Raw genomic sequence first — 11,234 nt, forward strand, 5'->3', positions numbered from 1 at the left:
TTCTGCCGCCTATAGAGTATAATTGAAAAAAGATTTTACTTTGAGAGGTGCATGATGATCGAGCGGCCGCATTACCTGGATATGCTGAAGCCTTGGAAAGACAAGGACGTCATCAAAGTCATCACAGGCGTGCGACGCTGCGGCAAATCCACACTGATGGAACTGTGGAAGCGTTATCTGCAGGAGCAGGCAGGCATCGACGCAAGCCACATCATTCATATCAATCTCGAATTGCTCGAAAACGAGCCGCTTCTGGAGTATCACGCGCTCCACAATGAGATTCTGAGCCGATGCGCCGACGATGCAATGCATTATGTGCTGATCGACGAAATCCAGAATGTACCGGATTTCCAGAAAGCCGTCGACAGCCTGTACGTGCGCCCCAACATCGACCTGTATATCACCGGGTCGAACGCCAATCTGCTCGGCGGCACATTGGCCACCCTCCTATCCGGCCGATATACGGAGATCTCGATGCTGCCGCTATCGTTCGCCGAATATCTCACCACGCCCACAAACACCGAGACTTCCCAACAACGTCGGTGGTCGAACTATATCCACGATGGCTCGTTTCCTGCGGTCAATGAGCTGGACGGCAACGACAATCTCATACACGATTACCTCGATGGCGTGCTCAACACCATTCTGATCAAAGACGTTTCGCAACGCATCAACGCGAACGCATCATTGTTGCGGAGCTTGGTGGTGTATCTGTACGACAATATCGGCAATCTAACCACGCCTCGCAACATCGCAAACACGTTGACCTCGTCGGGGACCAAAGTCTCCACCCCTACCGTCAGCGCTTATCTGGAAGCGCTGGAATCGGCGTTCGTGCTCTATTCCGCGGATCGCTACGACGTCAAAGGCAAGCGCATCCTCAAACGGGAAAAGAAGTATTACGCGGTCGACATGGGATTGCGCCGCATCCTATGTTCGAACAATGTTCGCGACACCGGCAGAATCCTCGAAAACATCGTATACCTCGAACTGCTTCGCCGCGACAAAGAGGTATTCGTCGGGCAAGGACCCACAGGCGAAATCGATTTCGTCACCAATGGCCCGCAAGGACGACGGTATTGGCAGGTCTGCGAATCGGTGAACAATCCGGAGACTCTTGAACGCGAATTGTCGTCATTCTCCTCAATCCGCGACAACTACCCCAAAACCTTGATCACCCTCGATGACGTACGCCCCACCTCGCATGACGGCATCCAGCAGGTCTATGCGCTCGATTGGTTGGCCGCGGACAAGTAGATATATCAAGAAAACTCGTTTGGTCGAACAACCACAAGAAAGCGCCGCCCGCGACGATTGATCGTCGGGAGCGGCGCTTAGGTGCGGCCGGTCAGAAGACGGGCACGCTGACAGCCACGTCAGGCGACGGGCTTGGACTCGTCGGCCCTGTAGTCGAAGAAGTCGAAGTCGGCGGTGCGCTCGTGCAGCGAGGCGTCGGTGACTGCCACGCCGACCATCGTGCCGGTGAACTCGCCGAACTTGCAGTACTCGTCGGAGAAGGTGGTGGTGTCGAACTCGGGTCCGATCTTGGTCCAGTTCTCACCGTCGTAGCCCCACTCGAACCAGGTGCGGCGGCCTTCGATGTTCAGGCGCATGTAGATCGCGCGATCTTCGACGGCCACGCGGGTGTCGAGCATCTCGGTCTTCTCGCCGTTCTCCAGGCGCACCAGCGAGATGGCGGCGCCGCCGAGCGTCTCCGAATAGTACTTGCGCAGGAAGATGTTGTTCATGTTGTCGTAGTAGATGGTCAGGCCAGCGGAATGCTGGTAGACCTCCGGAGAGAACTCCATCTTCGTGGTCACCGTGGCGTACACGCTGGTGAGCTTGCGGGCCACGAGGCTCGTGCGGTTGAGCGAGGCCAGCGACTCCTGACCTCGCACGCGCAGCCAGCCCGGACGCTCGGTCACATTCGCGAAGGTGGTGGGCATGAGGCGCGGCGAATAGTACCAGTTGCCCAGCTCGCCACCGTCGAAGTCGTCGAACGCGGGGATTTCGGGCATCGGCACGTCGGGTAGACTCGGCTCCTCGACCTCCGTCTTGGCGAGATTTGAGCCGTCGGCCATACGCAGCCAGCCGTCCTCGGTCCACGTCATCTTCTGGATGGCGGTCTCACGGCCGAGCGTGCAGCGCAGTTCGGGCGCGAACGGACGCGAGGTCAGATGCACCAGATAGGTCTCGCCGTTCGGCAGGTCCACGTAGGAACCATGGCCGGACTTCTGCAGCACGGAATCCGGGTTGTAATAGCGGGGCTTCAAGTGGTCGTCATCCGCGCGCTCGTTGGATTCGACCGGCTGCGAGGTGACGATCGCACCCTGCGGATCCGGCTCGTACGGACCCCACACGTTACGCGAGCGGCCCATGGTGACGGCATGGTTGTAGCCGGTGCCGCCCTCGGCGCACATGATGTAGTACCAACCGTCGCGCTTGGTCAGATGCGGGGCTTCGATGCAGCCGCGGTCGGTGGCGCCGCGCCAGATGCGCTTGGGGTAGCCGACCACATGCTGGGTTTCGGGATCGTATTCGACCATGCAGATCACGCCCGGCTTCTCGTAGCCTTCGCGCGTCTCCCATTCGAGCGAGACGATGTACTTCTTGCCGTCGTCGTCATGCAGAATGGACGCGTCGAAGCCGGAGGAGGTGAGGTAGACCGGCTCGCTCCACGGGCCTTCGATGCTCTTGGACTTGATGAGGTAGTTGTCCACGTCGAAGTAGCGGGCGTTCATGGAGTTCATCACGCCGTAGATCACGTAGAACATGTCCTCTTCCTCGTTGTAGGTGAGGCACGGTGCCCAGATGCCCTTGGCGGACGGCAGCTTGGTGAGGTTCGGCTCGGTGTCGTCGGTGAGCACGTGGGTGAGCAGCTCCCAGTGCTTCATGTCCTTGGAATGGTAGACAGGGATGCCGGGGAACCATTCGAAGGTGGAGACGGCCACATAGTAGTCGTCGCCTTTGCGGCAGATCGCCGGGTCGGGATTGAAACCTTTGAAGATCGGATTGAGCAGCATTGCGTTTCTCCTTGGGTTGTGTGATTGGTTGCGATGGTTTTGGTGTCCGCTGGTGGTTGCGACAGTTGCGATTGTTTAGGATGGTGCGGTGTCCGCCGGTGGCCGGGATGTTCTATTTATGACACGCTCCGGGCCGCTCAGGCCAAGTCTTTACGGTCCTAAACAGAACATCCCGACCACCGGCTCGTTACGTTTTGCGAGCCGGATTCGTCCCGACTAGTTGCGGCCGGAGGGGGTGGGGAACCAGTCTTGGGCGATGCAGCGGCCGAGATCCCACGAGTCCCAGCCGATCCAGCCGGGGGTGTTGACGGTGTCGGTGAGCAGCTTGTAGTTCCAGTAGTAGTAGCCGGAACCGTGGCTCCACGCTTCGAGCTGGCTCTTGGCGACGCCCTGGTAGAGGTCGCGCTTCTCGGCCGGGGTGAGCGCTTCGACCTGCGCACCTTCCTCGCCGTTGAGCACGCTCTGTCCGCCGTGGGTGTCGACGCCGCAGCCGACCGAGTTGAACAGGCACCACTCCCCCACGATGACGGGGAAGTATTCGCTCATCTCCTTGATCATCGGCGCGTAGGTGTTACGCACGAAGTCGTCGTAGCCTTCCACGGTCTGCGGGCAGCCCATCATCTCGGCGGTCATCAGGTACTGGTGGGTGTCGAGGATCACGTTGACGAACTCGGGCGCGAGCTTGCCGTCCTCGCCGCGCATGAAGTCCTTCCACTGCCAGATATCGAAGCCGTCGTGGAACACCACGGCCTTGTCTTCAGGCAGCGCGCCATGCTCGGCGTCGCGCAGGCGATGGTAGGCGGTGACGTAGAAGTCCTTGAGCCAGTCGAATTCGATCGGGCCGGTGCCTTCGGCGAGTTCGGGGTCGACCGCCTTGTAGCGTTCCGTCACGTTCGCCATCGGCCAGGATGTGGTGGTGTTCGGTTCGTTGATGATTTCGATGCCCATCAGGGATTCGCGGTTGCCGTAGCGCTGGGCGAGGCGTTCGAGCACGGTGAGTACGAATTCCACCTCTTCGGGCAGTTGCGCCCACTTGCACACGCCGGAGATGCCGCCGTTGTCGAATCCGTTCTGGCTCATCGGTGCGGTGTGCAGGTCGATGAGGATGGTCAGACCGTACTTCTCGGCCCAGTTGAAGGCCTTGTCGAGCTCTTCGATGCAGCCGATGAAGGGCGCGCGGTCGCCGAAGATGAAGTACGGCACGGGGATGCGCACCGAGTCGAGTCCCCAGGACTTGATGGTGGCGAAGTCGCGTTCGTTGATGTATTCCGCGCGGTGGGTCTTGATGCGGGCCTCATAGACCTCCGGCGAGAGCTGGGTAGGCAGATAGTATTCGTCATCCGCGGTGGTGCCGTCGAACAGAGCCGGGTTCATCCACTTCTCGAGGACGAGCCAGTTGCCGAGGTTCACGCCGTTGATGTACTTGATGTCCATGTGCACTCCTTCGTACTCGTGTGACCACTTTTCTATTATCTAGTAATCACTTAGTTATATGATAATACATTCTTAAGAAAGCGCAACTTCGCCTGCGGGAGCGTCGTGTCGAATCAGCCCTTGGACTCCTCCATCCGCAGACGCTCCTCCGGGGAGATCCACTCGCCGCCGGCCGCCTCCACCGCGGCCTTCTGCGAGGCGACGATCTTCTCCTGATCGGCCTTCACATGCTTCTCAACCCCGAGGAAAACCATCAGCACCGCGATGATCGCATAACAGACGATCTCTCCACCGAGATAGGTGCCGGTGAGCACGGCCTGCACCGCTCCGCTTTGCTCGGCGAGCGAGGCGTCGTACCCCCCGGCGACGAGCAACGCGTTGATGATGCCGTTGCCGAGGCCCGTCATGCCGACCATAATCGAGCCGTACACCGACATGGTGAACCCATCCGAACGGAAGCCGTTCTTGGCCTCCAAATGGTCGAGCACATCGGAAAGCAGAGCGAGCGTGACGTACATGGCGGGAATCGAACCGATGCCTTTGAGCACCACGCCCGCGCACACGATGGTGAGGTTGTGCACGTCAAGGAAGCTCACCGACCCACCGATCACGGAGATGACGAGACCCGCGACGATGGCGTTACGTTTGCCGAGTTTGCTGGCGATCGGCCACGCGATCAGCATGCCGACGGCCGTGGGCACACCGCCGATCAGACCGAGCAGGCTCATCACGGTGCCGGCGGAGGCCTCATCGGTCACACCGTCGAACATCCAGCGCGAATAGTAGCTCATCGAACCGTTCTTGAGCATGCCGGAGAACTGGAAGAACACGAAGTACAGGATGATCAACCACCAATACGGCTCGCTCACGCAGCTGGCGATCTGCTTGCCCAACGGCACCTTTTGCTCGACGATACCGAGCTTGAGGTTCTCCTCGGTAATGCGTTCACGGGTGAAGTAGTACTCGATCAGAATGCCGACAACAGTGACCACGCACAGGGCGATCATCAGAATACGCCAATGGTTGTAGCTGGCGACGGTGTCGATCGACCCGTCGGTTTCCACGAACAGCCAGCTTTGCAGCAGCATCGGCACCAGAATGCTCGCGCCCACGCCCACGGCGGCCACCATCGATGCGTTGGAGAAGGTGCCGAGAAGACCACGCTGCTTGGAATCACGGGTGGAGAGCGCCACAAAAGAACTGTGCGAGGCGTAGAACAACGGGTAGGCGACCGCGTAGTAGATGTTGTAGCTCAGCGCGATCCACACCATCTGCACGACGGGGCTCGCCGTGTATGGGTCGGACAGCAGGAAAACGATCGCCACCAGCAGCAGCGGGGCAGAAATCAGCAGATACGGGCGGGCCTTGCCCTGGGAGGTGCGCGTGTTGTCGATAAGGCGGCCGACCCACAGGTTGCCGACGATGACGAACACCACGGAGACCATGGGCAGCAGGCCGGAGAAGACGCCAAAGCGCTGGGCGTCGGTCCAGCCGAGCACGTCGGAGTAGTAACGGTTGAGGTAGGAGCCGAAAATCGCGTTGGAGATGAAGGCCAGGAACGGGCCGACGAGATAGCCCAACACGGCTTCGGGAATCTTCACGTCCGCGGACGTGACGCGCGTCGCGACAAGAGGCGAGTCGAAGAAGCGCTGCAGTTTGGAGGTCATGATCGCAAAGTCCTATGTTTCAGAGGGAATTGAGGAGGCCATACGGCCCGCCGCCAGGAAAGAGGAATGAAACCGGAGGCGGGCCATATGACCACGAGGGGAATCGGTCAGGCCGTCACCGGCTGGACGACCGTTTCCGCGGATGCTGGTGCGACGCGGTTGAAGAATCCCGCCGCACATACCGCGACGACCGCAAGCAGGTAGCAAGCGATACCCGCGAACGCCGTGTACAGGGCCTGATGCGCGGCGACGTTTCCGGCTTCCAGCGAGGATCCGAGAATCAGGGCCACGGATTCGGCACGAGCGGCGATGTACTGCACCATCGTGACGATGCCAAGCACGCCCGCGATCGGATAGATTGCATCGATCCACTGCCGGTTGCCCATAACCGCTTCCAGTACGATAGGTGCGGCGATGAACACAACGGTCACCACACCGAGCACCGGCACGAGCAACGCGAAGTCACCGTAATAGCTTCCGGTCGCATTGATGACGTAGACCACGGTCCCTGCCAAGGCGAACAGCGCGGACAGTGCCAGCAGGATGTTTCCCACGCCGATTTTCTTCTTGCTCATCGTTCGATTTCCTTTCCGCTCTTGCGCAGCGCGCGAGCATACATCGTCAGGGACAGCACCGTCAGCGCCAGCGCGGCCGCAATGAACGCCGCGTAGCTCCAACGCCACCATGTCATATTCGTCACCACACGAGAGGTGCTGTTCAGGCCGTTCATGGCGTTCGAATTCGCGAGGGCGTAGAACAGGTACTTCGTGTTGTCTCGGAGGGCCTGCACGAACTGACGATCGCCGCTGACGCCCTCCACGGTCATGTACTGCCAGGAACCGGAGCTGCCGATCTGGCTGTCGGAGCTGATGCCCATCAGCGTGGTGCCGCCGATGACGGATTCCTTGGCGGACATGTAATCCGTGACGTCCTTCATCGAGAACACGATATCGGTCATCAGGAAGCCCTGATATCCCCATTCTCCGCGCAGGATGTTCTGCATCAGGCCGACATGTCCGGACGAGTAGGTGACGCCGACGCGGTTCATGGAGGTCATCAGGCCGTTCATGCCCGCGTCCACCATGCCTTCGAAGCCGCGAAGCTCAGTTTCACGGGCCTTCTGCTCGTTCATGAACACGCTGATGCCCATGCGGCCGGATTCCTGGTCGTTGAAGGCCAGATGCTTGGGAACGATGATCGTGCCCTTCTCCCTGGCGGCGGCCACCACGGCGCTGGCGCAGTAGTTCGTTACCATCGGATCTTCCGAATAGTATTCGTCGTTGCGTCCGTTATACGGCGTGCGCTGGTTGTTCACACCCGGAGCGAAGAAGATCGTGGTGTTCGTCCACAGCGAGTCGTTGCCGAACAGCGCGCCTTGCGCGGTGGCGAGGTCCTTGTTGAAGGTCGAGGCGACGATGGGCTCGCAGACATAGTCGTTGGGCTTGTAGGTCGCGTTCGGATCGTCTTCGGACACGTACGTCGGGGAGTCGGGATCGGTGCTGCGGGTGGCAAGGTCGGTTCCGTTGATGCCGCCGGGGCCATCCGATTCGAGCGCATTGACGATTTCGTCGACGGATTCGTACTTCTTGGGCTGGGTGCCGCCAACTCGAATGCCGTAGAGCGCGTCCTCAAGCGTGACGCCGTCCATGATCTCTTCCCAGCGCTCGTCATCGAAGTCGGCACCCTTCATCTCCAAGAAGGAGACGCTGCTTTCCTCTTCGGGGAAGATGTCGCTGGTGTCCTCATCGGTTTTCATCTCGTAGAAGTCCGACTGCATGTACGGCTGCATCTCGTCGGTGATTGCGATGTCCGTGTAGGACTTGGGCCACGTGCCCTCCCAATCGGAGCGGCTGAGATATGTCACCGTGCCTTCCTGCCAATAGTTGAGATCCATATCGTCAAGCTGGTTGGTGATTTCGGTGCCGTTCTCGCTGGTGGCATAGGTGGTGTCGTCGAACTCATCCTGATGCCAGGTGTAGGTCAACGAGCTGTCACCATCGGCGGTCATACCGTCGGCGGTGTCATAACCCTGCGCGGCGAGGATATTGTTCAATGCGTCATGCGCACCATTGCCGATGGCCACATAGTAGTCGCCGGCGTCCATAATGTAGGTTTTCGCGGTGGTGTAGTCGTAGCTGGCGAGATACTTCAACTCAAACGTGGTCGAAACGGTCTGGGATTCGCCGGGCTGCAGCTCATCGGTTTTGACGTAGTCCATCAGCTGCACGCCGGCTTTCTCGACATTGTTCTGCTTGTCGTAGTCGGTGTACGGCGACTGCGCGTAAACCTGCACGACGTCCTTGCCCGCCACGCTACCAGTGTTGGTCACCGTCGCGGTCACAGTCATCGTATGGTTCTCGTCGTCGGCCTCGACCGAGTCGAGTCGCTGCTCAAAGGTGGTGTAGCTTAGGCCTTCGCCGAATCCGTAGACGATTTCATCCTCGTAGTTCCACGCATCGCCGTCGATGGATCCCGTTGCGGAATCCGCGTTGCCTTGGTCGGCGACGGCATCGGCGTAGCGGGTTTCGTAATACTTGTATCCGGAGTAGATGCCTTCGGCTTCGACCAGATACATCGACTCCATCTGGTCTCCCTTGTTGGCGTATTCGTAGTTGCCGAAGTTCACCATGGCGGGAGACGACTGCGAGTTCGCCGCGTAGGTGCTCGTCAGATGACCGGAGGGGCTTTCCTCTCCGTTGAGCACGTCGGCCACGCCGTTGAAACCGTAGACGCCGGGCAGACCGACCCACATAATCGCGTCGATTTGGTCGTTATCCGCCAGATCGCCGATTTCAAGCTGGTTCACGGCGTTGATCAGTACGACGACCTTATCGAAATTCTGGCAGGCGAGATCGATCATCGCGCGTTCCTCGTCGTTCAACGCCAACGCGTTCGCGCCGCTTTCGCCTTCGGCCAATCCGTCATCGCCGGGCAGATAGTCCGCTGCTTCGGAGGCGGAGCGCCCCACGACCACGATCGCGGCGTCCGAATACTCGGCGAAGGAATCCTGGTAGCCTGCCGCATGCTCTTCGTATGCGGACAACGGCGGCTCTCCGACCGCGTACTGTCCCGGAACCGGGCCGATGAACGTGGAGGTCAATGCGCCCGGACGATAGGGGTAGATGTCGTTGCCTTGGTCGTCCTTACCATCGGTGACATTGCCGAGCGTCTCATACAGGGCGGTCATGGTCGGATTGACCTCGAAACCACCATCCGTCAGCGCCTGTTCCAAAGACACCGCGTTCTCTTCGTCGACGGAGCCTCCGAATTCGGGACCATAGTACGGGTAGTGGCTCGTCGCTCCGAACAGCGTGACCTTGTCTCCGCTGCTCAGCGGCAACGTGCCGTTGTTCTTGAGCAGTACGCTGCCTTCCTCGCTCAGCTGCTCGTTGAGGTCTTTGTGGGCCTGCACCAATTCGTCGGTGGTGGTGTAGTCCGAAGTGTAGGTGTAGGTGTCGCTTGCCGTTTTGTCGCTGGTTTGGATCGAGCTGGAGGTGGTGCCGAGGTTCTGGTCCAAAGACTCCTTCCAGCTTTCGCACACCGTGGCCACTCCCACGGATAATGCCAGTAACGAGGCGGTGATGGTCGTGAATCCACGCCATACGTTTGTCTTGCGGGACATCCGCTGCTCTCCTTGTTCTAGTTCAGTTCAAATTGATGGAAATCAAAGGCGCCGGTGCCTTCAAAAGTGAAGTACAGCGCTTGCGCTCCCGTCTGCGGCTTCAATGCCGCCGCGGGGAACGTGGTGATGCGTGTGGACGGCGTGACGTCGATGCTGGCGACCGGTTCGCCGTGCATACGAGTCGACACCACCATCCGTCCGCGCGCGTTGCCCTTGCCGCTGATGGCGATCCGTCGCGTATCGTCCAGCGCGAAGTATTTGAAGCCGGCGGTCGCGCCGTTTCTCATATTCGCGATGTACTGGTCCGGATTGCTTTCGCGGTCTTTCCCGGTTTGCGTGAAATAGGGCTCGTGGCCTTTGAGTCCTCTGAACGCTCCGTAGAATCGGGTGCCCTTGGCGGACATCAGATTGCAGGCGATTCTTGCCTCATATACTCCTTTCCCTGTGAGCGGGCCCCCGTTGAGTCCGCACGACGTCGTTTCGACCTGCAGGAACCTGCCATCCTCGAACCGGATTTCCTCGGCGCAGGCCTGCCGGGAGAACTGGTGCCGGTTCGTTTGGCGATGGTAGAAGACGTAGTATTTGCCGTTGAGTTCAATCAGGCTGCCGTGGTTGTTGCCGGTGAAGTTGGTCGCCTTCTGGGCGGTGCGTCCGTCGAGTCCGATGTCTCCGTTGGAGATCAGCACGCCGCCGAAGCGGAATCCGCTCACCGGATTGTCGCTGGTCGCATAGCACAGTTCGTGGCTCAACTGCGAGCTGTAGACGAAATAGTAGGTGTCGCCGAATTTGCGCATCGAGGCGGCCTCCAGGAACTCGTGCCCCTCATAGCCCGTGCCCTCGGCGGCGCCCGGTCCGGGCACGCCGATGTAGTGCACATCCTCATAGCCGGGCTTGATGGTGAGCATGTCGGGTTCGAGCTCGAACACCATGGCACCCTTGACGGTGGGTTTCTCGCCGTGCAGCAGAATCGGATTGGACTGCAGCGCGAATCCGGAATACAGGTAGATGCGGCCGTCGTCGTCCACGAACACGCCGGGGTCGAACATCTTCGGCTCGTTGCGCATGCCCAACGCCACACCGTCGGCGTATTTGACCACGCCAAGATACTCATAGCGTCCGGCGGGCTCGTCGCAGACGGCCACCTTGATGTAGTGGTCGCCCATGAAGTAGAAGAAATAGTAGCGTCCGTCCGGCCCTTGGCACATGTCGGGGGCGGCGAATCCGTACTGGATGCGGTTGCGGTTGCCGTGCGGATCCTGATCTCGCGAAAAAATCACGCCCTCGTAGCGCCAGTCGGCCAGGTCGTTCAGCGGAGCGGACCAGCACACGTAGTCGTTGAGGCAGAAGCTGTAGCCGTTGAACCGGTCGTGGGAGCCGTACAGGTACACGCGGTCGCCCCACACGTGCGGTTCGCCGTCGGGCACATACTCGTAGCTCGGCAGATACGGGTTGAAGGCCTGAAGCGCTGCCATGGGAGAACCTCCTCGT

At 59.8% G+C, this 11,234-nt stretch carries 7 protein-coding genes; 1 reads left to right on the top strand and 6 read right to left on the bottom strand.

Going from position 1 to position 11,234, the window contains the following annotated elements; translation table 11 throughout:
* The first annotated feature begins 51 nt into the window (after positions 1–51).
* Positions 52–1,257, top strand: a complete 1,206-nt coding sequence (locus BL8807_RS00935) for an ATP-binding protein (protein ID WP_083570221.1) — start codon at positions 52–54, stop codon at positions 1,255–1,257.
* Between the two features lie 119 nt (positions 1,258–1,376).
* Here BL8807_RS00935 and BL8807_RS00940 read toward each other — a convergent pair whose 3' ends face one another.
* The 6 genes from BL8807_RS00940 to BL8807_RS00965 all read right to left on the bottom strand — a co-directional run bounded on the left by BL8807_RS00940 (position 1,377) and on the right by BL8807_RS00965 (position 11,218).
* Positions 1,377–3,023: a glycoside hydrolase family 43 protein gene (locus BL8807_RS00940; protein WP_072725881.1), complete on the bottom strand. Its 1,647-nt coding sequence runs from the start codon at positions 3,021–3,023 to the stop codon at positions 1,377–1,379.
* 216 nt (positions 3,024–3,239) lie between these two features.
* A complete protein-coding gene (locus tag BL8807_RS00945; protein WP_072725879.1) occupies positions 3,240–4,457 on the bottom strand; it encodes a glycoside hydrolase family 5 protein in 1,218 nt (405 codons plus the stop codon).
* 113 nt (positions 4,458–4,570) lie between these two features.
* Complete coding sequence (locus BL8807_RS00950) at positions 4,571–6,124, bottom strand: MFS transporter (RefSeq protein WP_072725877.1); 1,554 nt, start codon at positions 6,122–6,124, stop codon at positions 4,571–4,573.
* A gap of 107 nt (positions 6,125–6,231) precedes the next feature.
* A complete protein-coding gene (locus tag BL8807_RS00955; protein WP_072725875.1) occupies positions 6,232–6,699 on the bottom strand; it encodes a hypothetical protein in 468 nt (155 codons plus the stop codon).
* Positions 6,696–9,746, bottom strand: coding sequence for a glycoside hydrolase family 3 protein (locus tag BL8807_RS00960; RefSeq protein WP_072725873.1), 3,051 nt, complete (start codon positions 9,744–9,746; stop codon positions 6,696–6,698). Before BL8807_RS00960 ends, BL8807_RS00955 begins: the two co-directional genes overlap by 4 nt.
* A 17-nt stretch (positions 9,747–9,763) precedes the next feature.
* Complete coding sequence (locus tag BL8807_RS00965) at positions 9,764–11,218, bottom strand: family 43 glycosylhydrolase (RefSeq protein ID WP_072725871.1); 1,455 nt, start codon at positions 11,216–11,218, stop codon at positions 9,764–9,766.
* Positions 11,219–11,234: the final 16 nt, after the last annotated feature.

Origin of the sequence: Bifidobacterium lemurum (genome assembly GCF_014898175.1) — a bacterium.
GTDB classification, from domain to species: Bacteria; Actinomycetota; Actinomycetes; order Actinomycetales; family Bifidobacteriaceae; genus Bifidobacterium; species Bifidobacterium lemurum.